Source organism: Hominenteromicrobium mulieris (assembly GCF_046197855.1).
In the GTDB taxonomy this organism is placed as follows: domain Bacteria; phylum Bacillota; class Clostridia; order Oscillospirales; family Acutalibacteraceae; genus Hominenteromicrobium; species Hominenteromicrobium mulieris.
The window spans coordinates 1422932-1447388 of the sequence record NZ_CP173188.1 but is presented as its reverse complement, the minus strand read 5'-3'; the positions used below and the strand labels follow the sequence as shown (position 1 = coordinate 1447388).

The 24457-nt window shown below is 50.4% G+C and carries 23 protein-coding genes and 1 other annotated feature; of the genes, 4 read left to right on the top strand and 19 right to left on the bottom strand.

The window, feature by feature from the left end; genetic code table 11:
• The first annotated feature begins 4 nt into the window (after positions 1-4).
• The 4 genes from ACI0CA_RS06975 to tyrS all read left to right on the top strand — a co-directional run bounded on the left by ACI0CA_RS06975 (position 5) and on the right by tyrS (position 5466).
• The gene (locus tag ACI0CA_RS06975) at positions 5-2170 is read left to right on the top strand and encodes a ComEC/Rec2 family competence protein (RefSeq protein ID WP_412265017.1); all 2166 of its coding nucleotides are present in this window, start codon (positions 5-7) and stop codon (positions 2168-2170) included.
• A gap of 22 nt (positions 2171-2192) precedes the next feature.
• Positions 2193-3245, top strand: coding sequence for a DNA polymerase III subunit delta (gene holA / locus ACI0CA_RS06970; protein ID WP_343284278.1), 1053 nt, complete (start codon positions 2193-2195; stop codon positions 3243-3245).
• Positions 3246-3255: 10 nt separating this feature from the next.
• A complete protein-coding gene (locus ACI0CA_RS06965) occupies positions 3256-3849 on the top strand; it encodes a toprim domain-containing protein (RefSeq protein WP_343284277.1) in 594 nt (197 codons plus the stop codon).
• Between the two features lie 29 nt (positions 3850-3878).
• Positions 3879-4128, top strand: a binding site (T-box leader).
• A gap of 111 nt (positions 4129-4239) precedes the next feature.
• The gene (gene tyrS / locus ACI0CA_RS06960; RefSeq protein ID WP_308448228.1) at positions 4240-5466 is read left to right on the top strand and encodes a tyrosine--tRNA ligase; all 1227 of its coding nucleotides are present in this window, start codon (positions 4240-4242) and stop codon (positions 5464-5466) included.
• A gap of 191 nt (positions 5467-5657) precedes the next feature.
• On the opposite strand, the gene ACI0CA_RS06955 is transcribed toward tyrS, so the two are convergent.
• The 19 genes from ACI0CA_RS06955 to ileS all read right to left on the bottom strand — a co-directional run bounded on the left by ACI0CA_RS06955 (position 5658) and on the right by ileS (position 24456).
• Positions 5658-6083: a hypothetical protein gene (locus ACI0CA_RS06955; RefSeq protein WP_395506436.1), complete on the bottom strand. Its 426-nt coding sequence runs from the start codon at positions 6081-6083 to the stop codon at positions 5658-5660.
• Positions 6084-6094: 11 nt separating this feature from the next.
• Positions 6095-6748 (bottom strand): hypothetical protein, encoded by a 654-nt coding sequence (locus ACI0CA_RS06950; RefSeq protein ID WP_395506437.1) that lies wholly within the window; start codon positions 6746-6748, stop codon positions 6095-6097.
• Between the two features lie 18 nt (positions 6749-6766).
• Complete coding sequence (locus ACI0CA_RS06945) at positions 6767-8569, bottom strand: hypothetical protein (RefSeq protein ID WP_308448226.1); 1803 nt, start codon at positions 8567-8569, stop codon at positions 6767-6769.
• Positions 8569-9588 (bottom strand): dTDP-glucose 4,6-dehydratase, encoded by a 1020-nt coding sequence (gene rfbB / locus ACI0CA_RS06940; protein ID WP_308448225.1) that lies wholly within the window; start codon positions 9586-9588, stop codon positions 8569-8571. The genes ACI0CA_RS06945 and rfbB overlap by 1 nt, the downstream gene beginning before the upstream one ends.
• 25 nt (positions 9589-9613) lie before the next feature.
• The gene (rfbA, locus tag ACI0CA_RS06935) at positions 9614-10525 is read right to left on the bottom strand and encodes a glucose-1-phosphate thymidylyltransferase RfbA (RefSeq protein ID WP_308448224.1); all 912 of its coding nucleotides are present in this window, start codon (positions 10523-10525) and stop codon (positions 9614-9616) included.
• Between the two features lie 48 nt (positions 10526-10573).
• Complete coding sequence (locus ACI0CA_RS06930; protein WP_308448223.1) at positions 10574-10918, bottom strand: EamA family transporter; 345 nt, start codon at positions 10916-10918, stop codon at positions 10574-10576.
• A gap of 1 nt (position 10919) precedes the next feature.
• The gene (locus ACI0CA_RS06925; protein ID WP_446807067.1) at positions 10920-11291 is read right to left on the bottom strand and encodes an EamA family transporter; all 372 of its coding nucleotides are present in this window, start codon (positions 11289-11291) and stop codon (positions 10920-10922) included.
• Between the two features lie 57 nt (positions 11292-11348).
• Positions 11349-12236 (bottom strand): NAD(P)-dependent oxidoreductase, encoded by an 888-nt coding sequence (locus tag ACI0CA_RS06920; protein WP_308448221.1) that lies wholly within the window; start codon positions 12234-12236, stop codon positions 11349-11351.
• A complete protein-coding gene (locus ACI0CA_RS06915; protein WP_308448220.1) occupies positions 12233-13177 on the bottom strand; it encodes a transketolase family protein in 945 nt (314 codons plus the stop codon). The genes ACI0CA_RS06920 and ACI0CA_RS06915 overlap by 4 nt, the downstream gene beginning before the upstream one ends.
• Positions 13174-14010, bottom strand: a complete 837-nt coding sequence (locus ACI0CA_RS06910) for a transketolase (RefSeq protein ID WP_446806386.1) — start codon at positions 14008-14010, stop codon at positions 13174-13176. The genes ACI0CA_RS06915 and ACI0CA_RS06910 overlap by 4 nt, the downstream gene beginning before the upstream one ends.
• Before the next feature lie 24 nt (positions 14011-14034).
• Positions 14035-15327 carry a hypothetical protein gene (locus tag ACI0CA_RS06905; RefSeq protein WP_446806387.1) on the bottom strand — a complete coding sequence of 431 codons (1293 nt, stop codon included), beginning with the start codon at positions 15325-15327 and terminating at the stop codon, positions 14035-14037.
• A gap of 31 nt (positions 15328-15358) precedes the next feature.
• Positions 15359-17131, bottom strand: coding sequence for a hypothetical protein (locus ACI0CA_RS06900; RefSeq protein ID WP_446806388.1), 1773 nt, complete (start codon positions 17129-17131; stop codon positions 15359-15361).
• Entirely contained in the window at positions 17128-18072 is a 945-nt protein-coding gene (locus ACI0CA_RS06895) for a glycosyltransferase (protein ID WP_308448216.1), read from the bottom strand. Before ACI0CA_RS06895 ends, ACI0CA_RS06900 begins: the two co-directional genes overlap by 4 nt.
• 101 nt (positions 18073-18173) lie before the next feature.
• The gene (gene rffA / locus ACI0CA_RS06890) at positions 18174-19301 is read right to left on the bottom strand and encodes a dTDP-4-amino-4,6-dideoxygalactose transaminase (protein ID WP_308448215.1); all 1128 of its coding nucleotides are present in this window, start codon (positions 19299-19301) and stop codon (positions 18174-18176) included.
• 180 nt (positions 19302-19481) lie between these two features.
• Positions 19482-19652 carry an integrase core domain-containing protein gene (locus ACI0CA_RS06885; protein ID WP_373367762.1) on the bottom strand — a complete coding sequence of 57 codons (171 nt, stop codon included), beginning with the start codon at positions 19650-19652 and terminating at the stop codon, positions 19482-19484.
• A gap of 57 nt (positions 19653-19709) precedes the next feature.
• Positions 19710-20075 carry a ComEA family DNA-binding protein gene (locus ACI0CA_RS06880; RefSeq protein ID WP_308448214.1) on the bottom strand — a complete coding sequence of 122 codons (366 nt, stop codon included), beginning with the start codon at positions 20073-20075 and terminating at the stop codon, positions 19710-19712.
• Between the two features lie 12 nt (positions 20076-20087).
• Positions 20088-21008 (bottom strand): RluA family pseudouridine synthase, encoded by a 921-nt coding sequence (locus ACI0CA_RS06875; protein WP_395506438.1) that lies wholly within the window; start codon positions 21006-21008, stop codon positions 20088-20090.
• A 2-nt stretch (positions 21009-21010) separates the two neighbouring features.
• Complete coding sequence (gene lspA, locus ACI0CA_RS06870; RefSeq protein ID WP_395506439.1) at positions 21011-21520, bottom strand: signal peptidase II; 510 nt, start codon at positions 21518-21520, stop codon at positions 21011-21013.
• A 134-nt stretch (positions 21521-21654) separates the two neighbouring features.
• Complete coding sequence (ileS, locus tag ACI0CA_RS06865; protein ID WP_308448211.1) at positions 21655-24456, bottom strand: isoleucine--tRNA ligase; 2802 nt, start codon at positions 24454-24456, stop codon at positions 21655-21657.
• Position 24457: the final 1 nt, after the last annotated feature.

The window sequence follows — 24457 nt, the reverse complement described above, 5'->3', positions numbered from 1 at the left end:
TTTTATGGAGAACCCCGACATCGACCGCCCGGCCGTGCACATCGGCTTCCCCTTTTTCGCGGCGCTGTTTGTCGCCTCTTTCTTCGGCGCGCCGTTTGCCGCCGTTTCGGCGGTTTTGCTGTTCGCCGCCGTTTTTCTGCTTTTGCTGTTTAAGCAGCATCGACAACGGCCGAATTTCGTGCTTTCCCTCATCGCCACCGCAGCCGCATTCGCGGTGTTTGCAGTTGCAATGAATCTATTCGTGCTGCCCACAGAGCGCTATGACGGCGGCACATATACCGTCACCGGAAACGTAGAGTCTTTCCTCACGAAAAGCAACGGGCGGTTCTATTACAAGCTGCATGTGACGCACATCGACGAGCCTGTACAGGATGTCGATTTTTCGGTACGCCTCTCCCACAGCGAGGCTTTCCCGGCAGAGATTGGCGACACGGTCACGTGCGAAGCGAAGTTCTTCGCGTTTGAAGACAGCCTCGGGCTCTCCCCGCGCACCTCGTGGCTTGCGGATAACATGGTCTTATCCGCCTATGTCACGGATTACGAATCCGTGCAGGTCACGCCTGTCGAAAAGCGCCCGTTTTCATATTATGTAAACCAAATCCGCACGCATTTTCACAATTTGATTTTGGAAAACTACCCCAAAGTCGAAGGCTCTGTGCTTTCCGCCATGCTGCTCGGCCTGCGGGACGATATGGAAACCGAGCTTATCTCCGCCTACAAAAAGGCCGGTGCTTCGCACATTTTGGCCATATCCGGCATGCACATGGCGATCTTAACGCAGTTCACCCTCGGTTTTCTGGGTCTGCTCGGACTGAAACGCCGCCCGGCCGCGCTCGTTTCCGCGGTGTTTACGCTGCTTTTTATGTTCGTCTCGGGGCTTTCGGCCTCTGTGGTGCGCAGCGGCATTATGCAGCTCATTTTGCTTTTCGGCATTCTTCTCGGTCGCCAGGCGGAACCGCTCAACTCCCTTGCGGTCGCCGTTTTGACCATGAGCTTATTAAACCCGTTCTGCGCGGGCGATGTCTCCCTGTTGTTCTCGTTTTCGGCGACGCTCGGCATCATCCTGCTTGCGCCCCGCATCACAAAAGCAATCACGAAAAATATTCGCAAGCCGCAGCGGAAAGCGCACCTTGCAAAGCTTGTTTCTGCATTTTCCGTCTCATTTTCGGCGGTGCTTTTCACTGCGCCGCTGCAGCTTTATTTATACGGCACAGTGCAATTCGTTTCGGTGCTCACATCGCTTTTGGTGTTGGAAATTTCCGCGTGGCTGCTGCGGTTCGGGCTTATCGCCGCCTTGCTGCTCGCCGTCCCCGTTCTCTCCCCGTGCGCCGCACCGTTCGTGTTTTTAAGCGGCATTTGCGTGAAGGCGCAGAATTTCATCATCACGCTTATCGCAGAGCACATTCCCGGTACGCTGCGTATCTCCGGCAAATATCTGCCCGTAACCGTCGTAATCTGCGTCCTTTTCTTCACGCTTTCCGTGCTTCTCTACCGCCGCAAAAATAAAGCGCTGCCATGCGTTTTAACGGTGTGTATCCTGCTTTGCGGCATGAGTGCAAACGCGCTTTTGAGCCAAAGCGCCGCACGCCTTGTCGTTTTCCGCACCGATTACGCCGCCTGCACGGCGATTATCACAAACACCTCCGCCGAGGTGCTCGGGTGCAGCGGAAATGCCGCTTCCGTTGAGACCGCCCTGCGCGCGAACGGTGCGGAACAGATCACCCTTTTACTCGTGCAGCCTGATGAAAAAAGCATCCGCTGCGCCGAAAAGCTTGCACAGCTTTTCGAGGTCAAGCAGATTCTCGTGCCGGACACCGTATATTACCCTGCGGAAAACGCTGCGTTTTACGATTTCAGTTATGTCGGCGTGCTTCCCTCCGGCAGCTTCACGGTCACGGACAGCGGCGAGACCGTCACGGTCACCGTAAACGGCACGGAAATTTACCTTGAAACGAAACGCAGCACGTCGCTTTCCCACGACACAGATATTTTGGTGACAGAAAAACCGCAAAATGCAGTCTCTGCCCCGTTTACGATTTTAAAAACAAATGGTATAATAGAGGATACCGAAGCTTCGCTTTCGCCCGGCGCATACCTCTTTATGACGGAGCACGAAAGCATCCGGCTCGATTTTGACGAGCGCGGCACGTACACGGTATACGGCGGCTAAGCCGCAACGAAAGGAAAACACTATGCCCGAGATTACGGAAACCAAACTCAAGGAGCAGATTGCAAAAGAGCAAATCGGCAGCCTTTACTTTTTGTACGGCGACGAAAAGCTGCTCGTGCGCCGAAATTTAAATCGCCTGTTAAAAAAACTGGACGGCAACTTCCCGGAATTCAACTTTCAGGAATTCCCGCACGACGCGCCCGTAGACAGCATTGCGGACGCCGTTGTCGCCATGCCGTTTATGGCAGAGCGCAAGTGTGTCACGGTCTCCGACCTCAACGTGGAAGCCATGAACACCGCGGAGCTCGATAAGCTCTACGAATTGCTCGATACTATTCCCGAAACGACCGTGCTTATTCTTTATCTGCCCACGCTCGAGATTGATCCGAAAAAGAGCGCAAAGTGGCGCACGTTTTTAAAGAAGCTCGACACGCGCGGCTTTTCCCTGCCCTCGCTGCGCCTGAAAGACAACGAGCTTGAAAAATACGTCTGCCGCGAGGCCGAAAAGGCAAACTGCCTGCTCTCCCGCAAGCTTGCCGAGCGCATCGTGCAGTACGTCGGCAACGACTTAAACGCCCTCACAAACGAAGTGACAAAGCTCTGCGCCTTTGCGGGCGGCGGCGAGATCACCGCCGAGCAGGTGGAAAAAACGGTCACGAAAAACATGGAAACAACCGTGTTTCTCTTGAGCAATGCCCTCGTGCGCGGCGATTACAGCAAAGCGTATGCGCTGCTTGATCTACTGATGGCCCAGCGCGAAGAACCGTACACGATTCTGGCCGTTTTAAGCAGCGCTTACATCGACATGTACCGCGTGCGCGCCGCGATCGAAGCGGGCAAAACGTCCATGGCGCCGACGGAATACGGCGATTACCGCGGCCGCGATTTTAGATTAAAATATGCCGAGCGCGACGTGCGCGACCTTTCTATCGAAATGCTGCGAGAATGCCTTTCGCTTTTACTCAACTGCGATCTTTCCATCAAGCTTTCGGGCGGTGAAAACATGGACAGAATCGCACTCGAAAAGCTTTTCGCCCAGCTTTTGTACGTCGCGCACCGCGGCAGCGTGGCCTAAAGGAGCTCTTATGATCCACATGAACGAAGCCCTCATCGTCGAGGGCCGGTATGACAAAAGCAAGCTTTCCGCGCTGACCGACGCTATCATCGTCACAACGAACGGCTTTGGCATCTACAAGGATGCTGAAAAGCGCGATTTCATCCGCAAGCTCGCCAAAGAGCGCGGCATCGTCATTTTGACGGACAGTGACAACGCCGGCCGGCAGATCCGCGCGTATATCACGTCTTTCGTGCCGTCAAATCAAATTCGCCACGCGTATATCCCGGATATTTACGGCAAAGAAAAGCGCAAAGCGGCGCCTTCCAAAGAAGGCAAGCTCGGCGTGGAGGGCATTTCCTCGGAAATTTTACTGGAAATTTTAAAAGAAGCCGGCGCTTCCGTTGAGGGCAGCACAACCGATTTTCAGCCCTTAACCCCGGCAGACCTCATGCCTCTCGGTCTCACCGGCGGCGTAAACAGCGCCACACTGCGCCAAGGCGTTTTGAAAGCACTTGATCTCCCCGAAAACCTCACGACCAAAATGCTCCTGCGCTGGGTGACGAGCGAAGAAAAAAAGGCGCAGCTTTTAGCCGCCGTAGAAAAAATCAAAAACGGTGCTTGACAAACCGAAAAGCGCCGACTATAATAAGCACAATGGCTGTGAAAGAAAGAAGTACGCGTTTTCATCGGCACAGAGAGCCTGCGGGTGGTGTAAGCAGGTGCGAAAAAACGCCGAAATACATTCCGGAGCTGTCTTTTTGAACGGGTTCCCAGTAAAAAAGTCCGTGTGCGCACGTTACAGCGCAAGGGTATGTTTGTACCCGTTGAGGTTTCAGGTGTGAGCCTGAAATAAACTGAGGTGGTACCGCGAACCACAAAACGAAACGTGTTCGCCCTCATAGATCAAGTGAGGGTGTTTTTTTATATTCAAAATTCCCCTCCTTGAAGATCAAGGGGGCTTTTTTATTGCCCCAAAAGCCCAAAACCTGAAAATCGAAAGGAACGAAACAACATGGGTATTTACGAAGAATTGCAGGCCCGCGGCCTCATTGCACAGGTCACGGACGAAGAGCGCATCCGCAACCTTATCAACAACGGCGAAGCCACGTTCTACATCGGCTTTGACTGCACCGCAGACAGCCTTACAGCTGGTCACTTCATGGCGCTGACCTTAATGAAGCGCCTGCAGATGGCGGGCAACAAGCCAATTGCCCTCATCGGCGGCGGCACCACGATGATCGGCGACCCGAGCGGCCGCACCGACATGCGCAAGATGCTCACGATGGAAGACATCGAGCACAACGCCGCCTGCTTCAAGCGCCAGATGGAAAACTTCATCGATTTCTCCGACGGCAAGGCTCTCATGGTCAACAATGCCGATTGGCTCTTAAAGCTCAATTACGTCGAGCTCTTGCGTGAAGTGGGCGCATGCTTCTCTGTCAACAACATGCTGCGCGCCGAGTGCTATAAGCAGCGCATGGAAAAGGGTCTCTCCTTCCTTGAGTTCAACTACATGATCATGCAAAGCTACGACTTCTACGCCTTGTTCCAGAAGTACGGCTGCAATTTACAGTTCGGCGGCGACGACCAGTGGAGCAACATGCTCGGCGGCACGGAGCTCATCCGCAGAAAGCTCGGCAAGGACGCCGCAGCCATGACCATCACCCTGCTCACCGATTCTCAGGGCAAGAAGATGGGCAAAACCGCCGGCAACGCCGTGTGGCTTGACCCGAACAAAACTTCCCCGTTCGATTTCTACCAGTACTGGAGAAACGTAGACGACAGCGACGTTTTGAAGTGCATCAAGATGCTGACGTTCCTGCCGCTTGACGAGATTGAAAAGATGGAAAGCTGGGAAGGCAGCCAGCTGAACCGCGCAAAGGAGATCCTCGCGTTCGAGCTTACACAGATGGTACATGGCGCTGAGGAAGCCCGGAAGGCACAGGAAGCCGCACGTGCACTGTTCGGCAGCGGCGCAAACTCCGAGAACATGCCGACCACCGAGATCACCGCAGCCGACCTCACCGACGGCGCAATCAACATTCTCGACCTCATGCAGAAAGCCGGCCTCATTGCATCTAAGGGTGAGGGCCGCCGCCTCGTGCAGCAGGGCGGTGTTTCCGTCGACGACGTAAAGGTCACCGATATCGCCAAGACCTGCACCGCAGCCGATTTTGAAAAAGGCCATGTCATCATCAAAAAAGGCAAAAAGGTCTTCCATAAGGTCGTTTTGAAGTAAGTAAAAAAGCGGCGGCGAACGCGTGCTGGCCGAAAAGCTGCTTGCGTTCTTCGACCAAGTGAAGCCGGAGAATGTGGACTATGCGGCGTTGAGAGAATTTTTGGGGAAGTAAATAAAACGCGATAGAAGAACCCCCGAGTTCAATTTGCAGAGCACTGCGAGGCGAACTCGGGGATTTTTATTTTGAGAAATCAAGCATGTAATTTACTTGTTACCCAATTGGTGACCGTTGTCATCCGTTTATTATACTTTGACCATTTTTTGATCGCTTCGATCGAGATGGAGAAGGCCAAACTCATGACCAAAAGCGTAAAATAGCTCAAAATTGCATTATGTGACCAAAAAACCAAAGCGGAACACGGTCCGTAAAAGAAAGCATGGACCATAAACATATTTCCTGAGTGTTTTCCTAAAAACTCAAGAGGAGCAGAAATAACGTGCGCCTTAAAATACCGTCCAACCAGAACAATGATCAGAAACGCAGCCAGCGCACTGAGCAAACCGCAGATTTGCCACAGATCGTTCTGCGAGATACTAAAGCGCAAAACCAAAAGTCCCGCGGCGCCCAAGAACAATACCGTCGCAAACACGACTTCCGACCATTTACCGTGTTTCATTTTTCGAGACATCAGTTATTCAGCACGTCTCCCTTGGCACATGCAGCTGCCAGAAGAATGACTAAGAAATAATTCAAATAGCTGCCGCCATATTTGGAGTGGATCGAATCGGGAATGAATTGAGGCAGTAAAAAGCCAATCGGAACCACTGCCATTCCGAGCCGTTCACACAGGCTGTCTATCAGCGGGATCAGAAGCACGATGATCTGTGCCAGACACATATACCACCATACGCCGCTGAGCAATCCGGTTTGGAAAAAATCCGAAACAGCAAACACATCCGCAATCATTCGAATCACGCTGTTTTCATAAACACGCATCGGATTGCCTCTAACGATCCAATACCCGAAAAATACAAATACATAGACCGGCCAAAAAGCTTTCATCAAGGAAAACCAACGTCGGATCAGAAATTGTAAAGTACTTTCAGAATTTGCACCCCCGCGTTTTTGGTATTGCAGAGATAAACCGTACGCGGATAAAAACACGAACAGCCAAACGCATACACGCGCCATGACGGCAACTGGTTGGATCCTATCTTCCGACAAGAAAAGAAACTCCATTTTTGTCTTTTCAACAAAATCCACATTATAAAACAAGTGATGAAACAGGAGTAAAAGTATACCGATCCCTTTTACCCGAGCCGTTTCCGCTTTTGTAAACAAGTTTTAGCCCCCTCATTTTCAGTTAACGGTTTCCGTATACTTCCAGAGCGTATAATCATCAAAAGTGCCGCAGGCGGTCACCTGCATATCGGAATGGCCATGCTCATGAAAAAATGTTAAAATACGCGTTTCAGACGACGTATTGCTGACGTAATAGACGTTTTTGCTTGGCAGAGCTGCAAGCGTATTTTCAAAGCCGAGGGACTCAATGTAGTCCTGCACACTTGGGTGGCTTTGCGTCACACCACTCAAAAACAATACATTTTTCGGAAAGCAGGCTCGGCTGCTTTTAAACACACTAAAATCATAGTACAGCGTCTGAATCGCCGTGCCAAAATCTAAAACATATAAATCTTCCGGCGTTTCGTTCACTTGTGCTAAGAATTCGGGGCGCAGTTTGCCGGGAATTACAGTTTTCGTGTATTTTTCCGGAGAATAGCTTGCCGAATAATAAAATGTACCGTCTACATACATGCGATATGCTACAGCGTCTTCTATAGGTGCAGTATTGTCCGGCAGATAGTTTATCCCCTGCCATCCGCCTACCAGGAGCGCGGCGGCACACAACAGAGCTTCCGTCGCCTTGCTGCGCTTAAAAAACGGCTCACAGAAATACGCGATCAATACGGCGGCGCAGAACAGAAAACCAAATTCTACGCGATAGACCCACCGTCCAAGTCTGTAAAAATAGACCAGAAATCCAAGCACCATCAGTGCCAACACCGCCGGTACCCAAAATTTTTTGGGATTTGTAATGGCGCAGAATAATCCGAGCAGCACACAGCAAAGCGTCATCGGATAATAGAGTTGGCGCAACCGAATCATGCTGAGCGCTTCGCGAATACTCGGATGCAGATTCACACGATGTGCATTGATAATATCCAATACTTGCTGCATCTTCTCTGTACTAAACACCGCTTGATCTGCAAAATCCCAATGCAGAATCATTTGATAATCGTTTTCCGATACGCCGATTGCTGTAAGTTCGTCGCGCAGATTTTCATAATCACACCAGGTGTAATCTAATATCTGGGAGCGGATTTTCGTAAATGTATAGTATTCTGTATAATCTGGATTGGCTGTATATGTAAGTGCATTTACAATATTAAACAAAAAGATAGTAACTATAAAAACTATCCCTGGTACAGCAATTTTAAGAAAAAACTCATATAACTTCATCTGTTTTTGCTTAAAACAAATCACTATATGATAAACAACAAGTACACTAGAAAACGCTATCGCCATAAAGAAAGCGTCTCTACGAACCAAACATCCCGTTATAGCCAACAAAGCTCCTAATACACAGCATTTCCTCCTATTTTGTTCAAACAGCGCCCAAACAAACAACAGACATCCACACATAGATGCCACAATCGCTGTTTTTGTAAACTGTGGCAAGATATACAGATCACGTGCGGCAAAGGCTGTAATCCAGACAACAGTCAGAACCGCTGTGCCAAGACGAAGTTTCTGCACAAGTACATAAGTGAGCGCAAGAAAAGACAAAAAGCAAAGAAGCATTTGCAGCCAAAAATACCAGCTTATTGCCGGGAAAAGACTATACAGCGGCACAAAAAGCCAGCCAATGAAAATGTTGGAGAACATCATGTGGGCATCTGGGTGGCCGGTATACGCACCGGAAACCACCATTTCCATGATGAAATCATCCGAAACCTCATATTTTATACTGCAAAAAAGAAGAATGCACAACAGCAGAACCGCCTGCGCTGCTGCTAAGACGAAAAACAATTTCTTTTTGCCAAAGTGCTCCTGCAAATCGATCGCCGGAGCGCTTCGAATCTGCTGTACATCGTTTGTCATCAGCGATTACCGTACATTTTTTCGTAGTAATTCTGATACTCACCGCTGATGATGGTCTCCCACCACTCACGATTATCGAGATACCACTGGATGGTCTTTTTAATGCCGTCCTCAAACTTGGTCTCCGGCAGCCAGCCCAACTCGTTATGAATCTTGGTCGGATCGATGGCATAACGCATATCATGACCCTTACGGTCACCAACATGGGTAATCAGACTCTCCGGCTTGCCCAGCTCCTTGCAGATGATTTTTACGATCTCGATGTTCTGCTTTTCATTATGACCGCCGACATTGTAAACTTCGCCCACACGACCCTTATGGATAATCAAATCAATGGCCTTGCAATGGTCTTCCACATACAGCCAGTCACGGACGTTCAGACCCTCGCCGTAAACAGGAAGGGGCTTGTCTGCCAGAGCATTCGCGATCATCAGCGGAATCAGCTTCTCCGGGAAATGATAAGGACCGTAGTTGTTGGAGCAGCGGGAAATGGTCACAGGCAGGCCGTAGGTACGGTGGTAAGCCAGAACCAGCAGGTCAGCGGCAGCTTTGGAGCTGCTGTACGGAGAGCTGGTGTGGATCGGTGTCTCCTCGGTGAAGAACAAGTCGGGACGGTCCAACGGCAGGTCGCCGTAAACCTCGTCGGTAGAGACCTGATGATAACGCTGGATGCCGTACTTGCGGCAAGCGTCCATCAGCGTTGCGGTACCCATAATATTCGTCTGGAGGAAGATGCCCGGATCTTCGATAGAACGGTCAACATGAGATTCTGCCGCAAAGTTAACCACAATGTCCGGATGCTCTTCTTCAAACAGTTTATTTACAGCTTCGCGGTCGCAGATATCGGCCTTCACAAAGCGGAAATTTGGGTTATCCATGACAGGCGCCAGCGTAGACAGGTTGCCTGCGTAGGTCAACTTATCGAGGCAGACAATGCGGTAATCCGGGTATTCTTTCAGTATGTGAAAAATAAAATTGGAACCAATAAATCCGGCGCCGCCGGTAACGATGATCGTCATAATCTAACTCCTTGTGCTGTGGAACTTACTCCTGGGTCTTCGTACTGCGAACGGAACTTCTGATCGTACCTTCTGCAACTATTTTCAAGTGCGTGCCATACGGGGATTTACCGTACTTTTCCGCAGAACGCAGCAGTTCTTCTTTATCGATCCAGCCGAAGCGGTAAGCAATCTCCTCCGGTGCGGAGATCTTTACGCCCTGACGTTTTTCGACCATACGCACAAAATCTGCTGCATCTACAAGACTATCCATTGTACCAGTATCCAGCCACGCAAAGCCACGTCCAAACAGCTCCACATCCAGATTACCCTGATTTAAGTACATTTCGTTGAGCGTGGTAATTTCCAGCTCGCCGCGATCCGACTTCTCCACCCTCTTGGCCAGATCCGACACACCCTTGGGATAGAAGTACAGGCCGGTGATGGCATAGTTGCTCTTTGGATGCTTTGGCTTCTCTTCCACAGAGATCACCTTGCCTGCATCATCAAATTCCACGATACCGAAGCGTTCTGGATCCGTTACATAATAGCCAAAGATCGTGGATATGCCGTTTTCGGCTCTGCTGCTTGCGTTCTGGAGAATGCGGGAGAAACCGTTTCCGTAGAAAATATTATCGCCGAGGATCATTGCACACGGTTCGTCACCGATGAATTCTTTACCGATGAGTAACGCCTGCGCAAGCCCTTCCGGCGCTTCTTGCACAGCATAAGAAAGAGTGATGCCAAACTGACTGCCGTCTTCCAGCAGATCGTGGAAGCGTGGGGTGTCCTCCGGCGTAGAGATGATCAGAATGTCCCGGATCCCCGCCAGCATCAGGGTAGACAGGGGATAGTAGATCATCGGCTTATCGTATACGGGCAGCAACTGCTTGGATGTTACCATGGTCAGCGGGTAAAGTCTCGTGCCGGCGCCGCCGGCTAAAATAATTCCTTTCACTGTTTGCATCCTCCGTTTTACTCTTTGGTGTTAAAATATAACCTTTATTTATCCAAGGGGAAGTGAGAAAATCACGATTCCCAATACAATAATTGCGATTCCCTTTAGTTTTCCTTTCGTAATTTTCTCATGCAGAAAGAAATAGCTAAGTATCACTACAAAAATCTGTCCCAAAGACTGCCACATGGGCGAGAGTGAAAGCGGAAGTTTACGCAGCGCAATCACCGAGCAGACTGTTGATACCACAAAAAGGAAGTATGCAAAGATAACAGAAAAATTTAAGTACGCTTTATACCAAGCATCATATGGCTTCATTGCTGCTTTTTTCAGAATAATCTGTGAAATATCCGCAATCAGAACAGAGCTGATCGCAATTAGGAAATACAACCACACGTTACTTATCCCCCGATGCCATAACCTTATATATCCCGTAGCAGATCACTATCGCACCGAGGATCTGATTCCAACTGGTACTCTCTTGAAACAGCAGTACACTCCATACCATACTCCAAATCATGGACACAGCACGATTGCTATACGCCGTTGTCAGCGGGACCTTGCGCAAAATCATCTGCCATAAAACTGCATATACAAATAAAATTCCGATAGAGCATCCATAAAACAGCAGAAACTGAATTGAAATCATCGGGTATCGGGACGCCAATTTCTGAAACACTCCGCTAAAGGAGTATACAATCACAGTGCCCTGCATAAAACCGATTTGACCAATTCCAGCTTTTTCCTTGTCATCCATGCCGATTTTCACCTCTGATTTGCAGCAGCTCCCCACTTATTTCTACGTTATTGCTTGCGTTCCATTTTTTCAAGTCAGATTCGAGTCCTTTCCGTTTGCCTGCTGATACACTCTAATTACCGCGCAAGCATCCTCTTGTACAGTCTCGGAACGAGGCGTTTTCCTATACAAGTCATGACAGAGTTCCGTCAAATAGCACGGAACCCCTGCCTTCTCCGCCAAATCAATACAAATTTTTGAATCCTTTTCCATCGTTTCAAGCGCCGCACGAGACGAAAAATCATGCTTCATCAGCTTGGGCACTCTACTCTGGAACATATTAGAATTACCTGCACATTCAGAGATTGTATCCTGCAATACCTGCGGATCGATCCCCATAGACTCGCTGAAAGACACTGCCTCCGCTGCTGCTGCAATATGGATTCCAACCAGCATTTGATTGACTGCCTTGAGCATCTGGCCTTGTCCCAGCTTAGCGCCCACATAAACGATCTTCTTGGAATAGGCCTGAAATATATCCCTGCATACCTCAAATACCTGACTGTCACCCGCTGCCATCGTTACAAGTTTTCCCTGTTCGGCACCGGTTACGCCACCGCTTACCGGTGCGTCTAAAAGTGCAATTCCCTCTGGACACATTTCACTGAGCAGGCGCATTTGTTCCGGCGCAATGGTACTGGAAACAATGATTATTCCCTTTTTCATTGCAGCCAACACCCCATCAGTCCCCTGCAGGCAACCGCGGCACTGCTCATAATTTGAAACCATCAGCAAAATGCGGTCCGTTCGCTCCGCAATTTCTCCGGCAGTCTCCAAGACCTGGATTCCCATGCGTTCTGCCTTCTGGCGACTATACGCACTACGCACTGTCGTAAAAAGTTGAAATCCACATTCTTGTAGTTTGCCTGCCATGGGCGCTCCCATAGCCCCCAGCCCAATGATTCCTAACTGCTTCATCTGATTTTCTTCCGCTCCACAAGTTCTTCTGCTGCCGCTACTATGTCAGCAGCCGTCATATGATTTGCCTCATACAGTGCCTCTGCGTCTCCGGATCTTGCAAAGCAATCCTGAATACCAATCATACGCATAGAAACCGGCAAATTCGTAGCCAGCACCTCTGCTACAGCTCCGCCAAGCCCGCCAATGACAGAGTGATCTTCGACCGTCACAATTGCGCCGGTCTCTCCGGCCGCTGTAATAACTGCCTCGCGGTCAATGGGCTTGAGCGTATGAATCTCCATAATCTGCGCATTGACTCCCCGGGCTTCCAGTGCTTTCGCGGCCTTTACAGTGCGGTCCAGCATAATTCCCGTGGCAATCAGGGTAACATCTTTTCCCCGACGCTTTACCCAATTTGCCTTGCCGATCTCAACATGATAGGTTGCTTCGTCATTGATATCCTCTACAGCGTCAAAAGGAAGCCGGACATACAGCGGGCCATGGAACTCCAGTGCCTTTCTTGCCAACACTCTGGCAGAAACAGCATCTGACGGCTGAATAATGGTCATATTCGGCAGGGCACGAAGAATCGCAATGTCCTCAATGGCTGTATGGCTGACGCCTTCCGAGCCAGTCTGCAGCCCTGCATGAGTCCCCATGACTATAACATCCTGTTTGGGATGGCAAATATACGTTCTGAGCTGTTCACAGGCACGCATCGTTGCAAATACGCTGTACGTTGCCAGCACAACCTTATGTCCGCAGCTGGCCAAGCCGCTGGCTACTCCAATCAAATTTTGTTCAGCGATTCCAATTGAAATCTGACGTTCCGGATAAATATCTCCAAAATCCTCAAATGAGCAGCACTTGGTATCTGCACACACTGCATAATAACCATATTCCTCGGCAAGCCGAATGATCTCCTTGCCAAAAATAATTCTGATTGGGAGCTGGCTCATATCAATTCCTCCCTTGCATGAATTTCAGTAATCGCCTGCTGATACTGCTCATCGGAAATAACACTCCGATGCCATTTCAGCACATTTTCCATATAGGAAACGCCTTTTCCCTTTACGGTGTTTGCAATAATGACCGTCGGAGAGCCTTGATGGCGCTGTGCTAGTTCAATAGCCGCATAGATCTCATCAAAGTTGTGCCCATTAATGGTAATGACGTTCCACCCAAACCCATGCCACTTTTCCTCCAAGGGAGAAATATCCATAACATCTGCTACTGTTCCGGTGATTTGAAGTCGGTTCCGGTCTACAAAAGCAATCAAGTTATCCAGTTTATGGTGTGCTGCACACATTGCAGCCTCCCAAACAATACCCTCCTGTAACTCTCCATCGCCAAGAACGCAATAAGTTTTATAAGAACAACCTCTTAATTTTGCAGAAATCGCCATTCCAACAGCAGTGGAAATACCATTACCTAGAGAACCGGACTCCATATCTACGCCCGGCGTAGACATATCCGGATATGCCGTCAGCATAGAGCCGGTTTTACGGAATGTCGACAGCGTTTCACGGGGGAAGAATCCGCGGCGTGCCAGCACCGAATACAATGCCGGCGAGGCATGGCCTTTTGAAAGCACAAATCTATCTCTCTCCGGCCAGTCGGGATTCTGCGGATCCACATTCATTACACCGCCCAAATAGAGTGCCACAAGAATTTCCACACAAGACAGCGATGAACCCGGATGGCCCATTCCTGCCCGATAGATCATTTCAATAATATCCCACCTGACCGCCTGTGCCAGCTCTTCATTTGTAAACTCGTTCTTTTTTTCCATATCTTTTCTTCCCTCCGACCCGTATCAGTCAAACTGCTTCAGCACATGTGCCTTTTTACAGTCATAGCCCGAGATCAGCATCTGCTCGCCATTTTCATCAAGCACTTTCAGAGTTTTCTGCACATGATCAATCAACGCCAGCAGACGATCTGCATCTTTCCCCTGAATGAAGATTCTTGCAAATGTCTGGTTCAGCGTTCCCATTGACCCTTTTCCGATCTCATCGCCTTCATAGTAGAACTGAATGATATTGAGGATTTCCGGCATTGCACGGAGCGCTTCCAATCCATCAATCCGGGTGATTTTTCCCGGCTTCATCAGTGTCAGCAGAATTACATCACTGTGGTCAAACATCGGCTTATTCTTCTCTGCCGCATTCCAGCCTGTGCATGCACCGAACAGTGCATAATTCAGCATCATCTGACAGCTGTCAATCTCATTCTCAGCTGCGCAGAGAATATATTCCTGTGCGCCGCACAGACGATAGCCCATTTCAAAAGGCAACAGCACGCCATCCACCACAAAGCACTGCATAAACATCGTGCCGTCCTTCATGCCGAGACCTGCTGTCATATTTTTCAGTTTCTCCTCCAGCTGTTCATAGTAGAGCGGAATAAACCGACAGGGGTAAAACAACGCATTGGGCTGCATGGCCTTCCCCTCCTGCACCTGATTCATGTCACGCTCACACATGGAAGACAACGACAGTACACCATTTTGAAGATTAAAGTACATGCACACATCCGGATAGGCAGCCATATACCGCTCCACGATCACGCGCTGATTCTGCGAAAATTTCAGTGCATACGGAACCGCTTCGCAAAGCTCTTTCTCATTTTCACAGATTGAAACACCCTTGCTAGCCCACGCATCTGATGGCTTCACGATCACCGGGTATTGGATCAGCTCCAGATCTTCCCGTTTCAGGTCACCATCCAAATGGAACTCCGGCACCACCGGGATCCCATATTTTCTGCAGGTCTCTTTGAACAGCAGTTTGTTGGTGGTTACATTGATTTGCTCTTTCGTTGCATAAAACGGAAGTCCAAGCGTATCTGCCACCAGGCATGCAGGCATCAAGTTCGCATCAGAAAATCCAGTAAACACGCCGTCTATCTCATTTTCCCTTGCAATTTCCAACACCCGATCAATATCTGTCGTGCTGGCCAAATATGAGCGGTCCGCAATCCGCTTTGCAGGTGAATTCGGATAATAATCCACTACAATCGTATAGATACCCATGCGTTTCGCACGTTCAACCGCATCATACATGGCTCCTGTTCCGCCAAGAAACAGGAGCTTCTTCTGGTTTTCCATAGTCTCAGCTTCTTTCATTGTTATTCCATCGTTATTCCGTTGCAATATAAAACCCATATACCATCAGGTCATTCACGCTGTCCACCCACGCCATTGTAACATTGGGATTGTAATGGCACTGAATGAATGCCAGTTCCCGCTCTGGCGGAACCGTACATATCATGTATACCACCGTGCCCTCACCAATTGCCTGATAGACATTGGACATCCCCCATCGTTCCAAAACAGAAAGATTGGCAGGGGTCCAGCACACCCACCCCCCCTGAATGCATACATTCTGGTGGCTAGTTCTGGAGAAACAGGTAAATGGTGTTGCCGTGCTGGTATAGGTCAGACGTGAAATCGTTGGCCTGTCCAGCAGGAAAAAATCATCAGGATATGATTCCGCATACTCAATTACTTTCTGATAGGTATCGGTAATCTCAGCTGTGTCATCTTCTGCCGCATGACAAATCGTCAGGACACACACTGCTGCGCAGGTCAGAATCAGCAGTGTGCAGCCCATATCGTGCCCAACACCGCCCAATGTTGTCCAGATATTTTTATCTGCCTGATCCACGACACTTCGTTTCCGCCAGCTCAGGGTTCCAAGATAAATACAGAACAGCAGCGCCGGCGCAGTGATCGAATACCAGACTCTGTATGGCATTCGTCCCACAGAAACAAAATACCACATCATCACAAATGCCACAACCAGGGTGCCCAGCAGCAACAGGAAGCGCTTCCAATCCATACAAAACAGCAGAAACAGCACAACCCCAAAGAAAAGGAGCCAAAACTGCCGCTGCCGAACATCATCTGGTACCTGAAAAACCGCTGCAATTGCTTCTGTTTTAAGATTCACTGCGGAATAGGAAGCTGACTGTTCTGATTTCATACCAACCAGTGCTTCCACAACATCCCGGTTGAACACCTCTTTATCCAGATAGCTTTGGTTCGCGAACATATCCAAATCCTCTCTGGATATTCCCAAAGCCATCAATGCCTCCGCATTTTCATCATAGTCTGGAACACCGTAATCCAGCAGTTCCGCACGCATTGCATTTTCCTCATAATAATCCAGCGCAGCAGGATTACTACGGTAATACGCCATATTTGCCGTGCGAACTCCAACCGCTACCAAAACACTGATACACATAACCGCAAGTGTTTTCCAGTTCTTCTTCAGCCACGAAAGTAACGGCATGTCCTTGTGCGCAAACAGCACTTCATATCCCGCAAACATCGCAAGATACGGCAATGTAAAGTATAGGGACTGATAACGCAGCATGCTGCCCATCAACATGAGCACGCACCCGCCAATTCCACGGAACAGTTTGCCCTTTCTCGATGTCTCCTGCAGCATATCGGCCAGCAGAACTGCCCCCACCGCAACATATAACGCTGCGTTCTGGGTAAACTGAAACACAATATAGTGACTCTCGCAAAGCGCTCCCACAAAAATTATAGTCAACGCAGCCCCAGCCGGAAAGCGCTTTGCCCGGTGCATCAGGATATAGGATGCTGTTGCCAGCGAAATAAAGGAAACTCCCACAGAGATTATGACATACCAGTTGGCAGCATTATTCGTAATCTTGTAAAGTGCAGCCAATGCCTTGCATAAAAACACATTTACAAAAGCAATATAGTATCCGTCCTCGCCGCCATAGACATTCGCCAGCAAATTGCTGATATCACGATCATCATTCGTACCAAACTGCATATGGCTAAAGCACCGGCAAATCAGTAAAAACAGTAAATTTATTCCCAGCGCACACAAAATCTCTCTGTGCTTTTTCAGCCAGCTTGCAAATGTCTTTGTCACGCCCGGACTCCTTCCCGCTCATAATTCAGCACCGTCCGAACCACATATTGCGGCTGTTCACATTGAATCAGGAACACCCTTCCAATATATGCACCCAAAATGGAAAGTGCAAAAAAAAGGCATCCCCCAAGGAAGAACATTGCCCCAAGAACCGCCCAGACCGCTGCCGACTTTCCCATTACATCCATTACAACTGCGCAAGTCCACATAACAAGGCTTACCACACAGGATGCGATTCCAAACATTCCAATCAGACGAAGCGGCACTGTGGAAAAGCTTAAAGCGCCATCACTCCATAGCTTCAAAAGCTTTTTCAGCGTATAGCCCGACTGGCCTTCCAGCCGCTCATGATGCTCCAGCTGAACATTTACAATTTTTCTTGTATGCTGAAGCACGTAGCCAAACATCGAGACAAACGGGGTATCATATTCTTTTAATCGTTCAATCAGAAATTTACTGTACGCCGCAAAAGAAGACGTATGGATATTCTTAGGCTTTTGCAGTGTCAGGCAGAGCATCTCTGTGTTCAGCCAACTGGTAAAGCGCTTAAACAGCGTATGCTTTTTCCCATGGAACTCCGCAATTGCCATGTCAGCTCCGGCTTCAACCGCCTGGACCAGTGGAAAAATTCCTCGTGCGTCATGCTGCCCATCATCATCCATATACACCAGTACGTCACCCTGCACATAGCGCAGCGCAGCCATCTTTGCAGCCGCCTGACCAAAGTTTTTGGACAATTCTACTCCTACGATCCGAGGATCCTCCCTGCAAAGCGTCTCAATTGTCTGAAACGTTGCATCTTGATCCGGAGAACCGTCATTCACCAGTACCAGCTGATATTCATATTCCTTATGGAGTGAAAACTGATTTTGAATATCTGCCACAACATGCGGCAGTGTCTTGGCCGATTTGTAACATGGTATGGCCACAGTCACAAGCATAAATCACAATCCCCTTTTGGCGAGTTACCTTACCGTTATTTATTTTGAGCGGGCTTTCGTTGCCGCAGTGCAGCAGCGAATAGTAGCCCGCTGCTGTGCGCTTACCTCCAGAACCCCTTTACAGTCTCCACCACTGTATTGACCTCTTCCTCCGTGAGCCCGTAATACATAGGCAGGCGGGTCAGCCGGTTGCTCTCCTTGGTGGTATAAACGTCTTTGCCCGCAAAGCGGCCAAACTTCAGTCCAGCCTCGGCGGAATGCAGAGGGACATAATGGAACATGGAGTAAATATCATGCTCCTTCAGATAGGCGATCATGGCCGTACGCTCCTCTAGATCACGAAGCTTGATCCAGAACATGTGCGCGTTGTGGCCGCAGCCCTCCGGAATGTGGGCGATTTCCAACTTTCCCTGCTGCTCCAGCGGCGCAAGACGCTCCTGATAGTGGTGCCAACTGGCAAGCCGAGCGTTGTTGATCTTCTCGGCCTCTTCCAGCTGTGCCAGCAGGTAGGCCGCATTCATGTCAGAGGGCAAATATGAAGAACCATAGCCCACCCAAGTATACTTATCCACCTGCCCCCGCAAGAACCGGCTCCGGTTGGTGCCTTTTTCCCGGAGGATCTCCGCAGCCTCATTCTTCTCTTCATCGCGGATCAGCAGTGCACCGCCCTCGCCCATAGAGTAGTTCTTGGTCTCATGGAAGCTGAAGCAGCCAAAATCGCCAATGGTGCCCAGCGCCTTGCCATGGTAGGTACTCATGACGCCCTGCGCCGCATCCTCTACCACCTTCAGATTGTGCTTTCTGGCGATTTCCATGATGGTATCCATCTCACAGGCCACGCCCGCATAGTGAACCGGAACGATCACACGGGTCTTATCGGTAATGGCTGCCTCGATCTTGGTCTCGTCAATGTTCATGGTATCCGGACGAATATCCACAAATACAAGCTTTGCACCAGCCAGCACAAAGGCATTGGCCGTAGACGAGAAAGTAAAGCTGGGCAGGATCACCTCATCCCCGGGCTCCAGATTACAAAGAAGAGCAGCCATCTCCAGTGCGTGGCTGCCAGAGGTAGTCAGGAGCACCTTCTGGCTTCCTGTCATCTGCTCCAGCAATTGGTGGCATTTCTTTGTAAACTGTCCATCACCACAAATTTTATGCGCTCTGATTACTTTGGAAATATACTCCATCTCTTTGCCTATATAAGGCGGTCTATTAAAAGGAACCATGTTTCTTCCCACTCCAAATTAATTGTTTAATTACATTTTAACATATAATTCGACATATTGCAACCGATATGAAGTATTTTTAATGCCTTTCTCTGCGTTGTAGATAGATACGACCCACAGAAGGTAAAGAAAAGAGGGATAGAAAAGAATCAGGCGTTAGAAAGAATTTCACAGAGGAGATCAAGAGGGCTTTCTGTTGCTCCAGCGCAAATGATCTTTGCACTTTCGGTTTAGATCTTTTACACTTACAAACTTTTCCCAGTTGTAAAAATAGCGCTGGTCGTTTCGATGACTCCGCTCTACCTTGCCGTTGTGCCAAGGTGTTCTGGGCGGAATCAGCTTGTGCTGCACACCGGCGTTCTTCAAAGCAATGTCAAACGGACAGAGTGGAACGTATGCCTTTTTTGTTTACACCGTCACATACGGCAGCAGTTTCTCAAGCAGCTTTTCGCCGATGCCTTTTACATTCGTGAGCTCACGCACATCTTTGTATCCACCGTTTGCTTCGCGGTATTCGATGATTCTGTCGGCGAGTACTTCTCCGATGCCGTTCAGGCCAATCAACTCTTCCTTCGACGCGGTGTTGATGTTGACTTTTTCTTCGCTTAAAGCGGATGCAGCCGGCGCGCTCGATGCTGCTTCGCTTTGCCCTGTCGATGTCACCCTGTACGGTTCAAGCGGTGTATTCTCAAAGGAAACGCAGAACAGCACCGCCGCACACGCCATTAAAAACAGTGCGAACAGTAAAATTGTCCGTTGACTTCCCGCGCGCACAAGCGCTCCCCCTTATTTGTCCTCCGCATGCAGCGTCTTCACAAAATCCGTAAAATATGGCGGCAGCGGCGCTTCAAACTCCATATATTCGCCCGTGCGCGGGTGGATGAACCCGATGAGCCCCGCGTGCAGGCACTGCCCATGCAGCTGCGTGATGACTTTTTTCGGTCCGTAGACCGGGTCGCCCGCGACAGGATGCCCGATATACGCCATGTGCACACGGATCTGGTGCGTGCGTCCGGTCTCAAGGCGCAGGCGCAGCTGCGTAAATCCCGTAAAATTTTTTGTGACAAAATAGTGCGTCACGGCGTTTCTCGCGTTCGGCGTGTTTTGTACCGCCATGCGCTTTCTGTCCTGCGGATGACGTGCGATGGGCGCATCCACCGTGCCGTCCTCGCGAATTTTCCCGTACACCACGGCGCGGTATTCGCGCGTAAAGCTGTGCGCCTTGATCTGCTCCGCCAAGTGCCGGTGCGCGGTGTCATTCTTCGCGACGATGAGCAGCCCGCTCGTGTTCTTGTCAATGCGGTGCACAATGCCCGGGCGAATCACGCCGTTGATGCCCGAAAGCGAATCGCCGCAGTGGTACAGCAGTGCGTTCACAAGTGTACCGTCATAATTGCCCGCTGCCGGGTGCACTACCATACCCTTCGGCTTGTTCACCACAAGTAGGTCGTCATCTTCATATACGATGTCAAGCGGAATGTTCTCCGCCTTCACGTCGAGCGGGCGCGCTTCGGGAATCTCCACGCACAAAACGCTCCCCGGCGCAAGCTTCGCGCTTTTCTGCACAATCTTATTATCGCAGGTCACGTGCCCGTCGCGGATCAAATTCTGCACCGCAGAGCGGGAAAGCTCCGGCAGCGCCTCCGCAATCAGCTTATCGGCGCGCCAGCCCGCCGCTGTGACCTCAATCTCATGCAGCTCCGCCATACTTATTTCCCGACCCCGTCGGCAGTCGTTTCCGTCGGCTCGTTCACTTTTTTATCTGCCGCTTCTTTTTTGTCTTTAAAGAATAAGTACCACACGGCAAACAAAATCGCACCGACCACCACGCAGCAGTCTGCAAAGTTGAACACATACGGAAAAAACAGCACATGGATGTAATCGACCACATAGCCGAAAATAAAACGGTCAATGAGGTTACCGATGCCGCCCGCGATGATGAGCACGCACGACGTGCGCGACATCCATGTGTGGTGCTTATAGCGGAACAAAAGCACGAGCAACGCTGCCATAAGCCCTATCGTCAGTATGATCAAAAGCCACGAAAGCCCGGCAAAAAAGCCGAATGCCGCACCGTTGTTTTCAAGGTAACGGAACTCCAAAAGGCCCGGAATGCACGTCACGCTGCCGATGGGCTTTAAGTTTGTGATAACCGTCATTTTTATAAACTGATCGACAGCTGTCAGTACGGCGATCAGCAAAAGAATGAGAATGGACAAAAGAAATATCCCCTTATAACCCGAAAAAGGCGCAAGCCGGGCAAAACCGGTTTGCACCTTGGTTCGGTTCAATTATTCAACAGCACGGCGTCATTAAGCACGTACCGTTTAAAACAAATTCAATGTGTCCGAAATTATTCGGAAAGTGCTTTTGCGCAGCGCTCGCACAGATCCACGTATGCCGGGTTTTTGCCGACCGTGGAGGAATATGTCCAGCAGCGCATGCACTTGCAGCCTTCTGCCTTATCGACCTGCACGGAGAGGCCAAGTGCATCGTCGGAAAGTGTGCCGCCCTCGCCGTCCACGATCTCGACCTGAGATACGATGAACACGGTTGCAAGCTCGTCTTCCACAGACTTGAGGAACGCATACAGCTCGCCGGTGCAGAACAGCGTGACCTTTGCATCGAGCGATGCACCGATCGTCTTCTCTGCACGTGCGTTTTCAAGCGCCTTCTTCACAACATCGCGGATTGCATGGATTCTATCCCAGCGTGCGATGAATTCTTCCGTCACGTCGATGCCGTACTTTTCGCTCGTCGGCTTCGGCATCTCGTTGTAAACAACGTGGCGTGCATCGCAATCGGAAGCGTGCGGCATGCTCTGCCAGATCTCGTCGGAGGTGAACGCCAAGATCGGCGCGACCAGACGGGTCATCGCATCGAGGATGATATACATCGCAGTCTGCGCGGCGCGGCGTGCAGCGGAGTCCTTCTTCTCGGTGTACAGACGATCCTTGATGACGTCGAGATAGAAGTTCGACATATCCACAACGCAGAAGTTATGGATGGCGTGGTAAGCCTGGTGGAACTCGAAGGACTCATAGCCCTCGCGCACCTTCACCATCAGCCGATCCAAACGGTTCAGCGCCCACTTATCGATGGAAAGCATCTCAGAAACCTCTACACTGTCGGTATCCGGATTAAAATCGGAAAGGTTGCCGAGCATATAGCGCGCTGTGTTGCGGATCTTTCTGTATGCATCGGAAAGCTGTTTGAGGATTTCCGGGGAGATGCGGATATCGGCATGGTAGTCGGAAGAAGCGACCCACAGACGCAGGATATCTGCGCCGTACTTATCCACAATCTCCTGCGGCAAAATGCCGTTGCCGAGGGACTTACTCATCTTTCTGCCCTGACCGTCCACAACCCAGCCGTGTGTGACGACAGCCTTGTACGGCGCTTTGCCGCGCCATGCAATGGACGTGAGCAGCGAAGACTGGAACCAGCCGCGGTACTGGTCTGCACCCTCAAGGTACAGGTCAGCCGGCCAATGGAGATAATCGCGTGTATCGCAAACGGCAGCATGGGTCACGCCGGAATCAAACCAAACGTCCATGATGTCGCGCTCTTTTGTAAAGGAGGTGCAGCCGCACTTCTTGCACTTTGTGCCTGCGGGCAGAATTTCTTCCGCTTCCTTGATGTACCAAGCATCGGAGCCCTCTGCGCGGAACAGCTCGGAAACTGCGTGCATTGCGTCCTTCTCGATGAGCGGCTCGCCGCAGTCCTTGCAGTAGAAAATCGGAATCGGCACACCCCAGCGACGCTGACGGGAGATACACCAGTCGTTGCGGTCACGGACCATGGAGGAAATGCGGTCTTCGCCCCAACCCGGGATCCACTTTACGCCCTTGATGGCTTCAATAGCCTGATCCTTGATAGCGTCCACGGAGCAGAACCACTGCTCGGTCGCACGGAACAGAACCGGCTTCTTGCAGCGCCAGCAGTGCGGATACTGGTGGATGATCTTCTGTAAAGCGAACAGTGCGCCTGTATCCTCAAGGTGCTGTGCAATCGCCTTGTTCGCTTCCTCGGTCGTCAGGCCTGCAAACTGGCCCGCTTCCTCGGTCATCTTGCCATGGCTGTCCACCGGCACAACAATCGGAATTTCGGGATAGTGATTGTGGCAGACGTCATAGTCTTCGACGCCGTGGCCCGGAGCCGTGTGAACGCAGCCGGTACCGCTTTCCAACGTAACGTGGTCGCCCACGATGACGAGAGATGTGCGGTCGATGAACGGGTGCGCCGTCTTCATATACTCAAGATCGCTGCCCTTTAAGGTGCCAAGAATCTCGTAATCGGTCTTGCCCGCCGCCTGCATGGCAGATTCGGTCAGGGCCGTTGCCATCACATAGTATTCGTCGCCGGACTTTACAAGTGCATATTCAAATTCCGGGCCGACGCAAATCGCGACGTTCGCGGGGAGCGTCCAGGTCGTCGTCGTCCAGATTACGAAGTAGGTCTTACTCAGGTCTGCGCCCATCGGGGTCAAAAGGCCCTTGTCGTCCGTCACGCGGAACTTCACATAGATGGAGTGGCAGGGATCCTCTGCGTATTCAATCTCGGCTTCCGCCAGTGCAGTCTCGCACTCCGGGCACCAGTAAACCGGCTTTAAGCCCTTATAGATGAGGCCCTTCGTCGCCATTTCGGAGAAGATCTCGATCTGCTTTGCTTCAAATTCCTTGCGCAGAGTGACATACGGGTTGTCCCATTCACCGATGCCGCCAAGACGCTTGAAGGAGTTGCGCTGCTCATCGAGGTAGCCGAGGGCAAACTCGCGGCAGAGCTTGCGCAGCTCGATGTCGGAGATTGCAGTGGAATTCGAAACGCCCGCTTTCTTTCTGGCCTTCAGCTCGGTCGGCAAGCCGTGGGTATCCCAACCAGGAACGTACGGTGCCTTAAAGCCGGACATATTCTTGTAGCGAACGATAAAGTCTTTCAGCGTCTTATTCAGCGCCGTGCCGAGGTGGATATCGCCGTTTGCATACGGAGGGCCGTCGTGCAGAACATAAAGCGGCTTACCGTCGTTCTTTTCGAGAACGGTCTCGTAAACCTTGTCTTCATACCACTTTTCGAGCATTACCGGCTCGCGCTTCGGTAGGCCGGCCTGCATGGCAAAGTCGGTCTTGGGGAGGTTCAATGTGCTTTTGTAATCCATA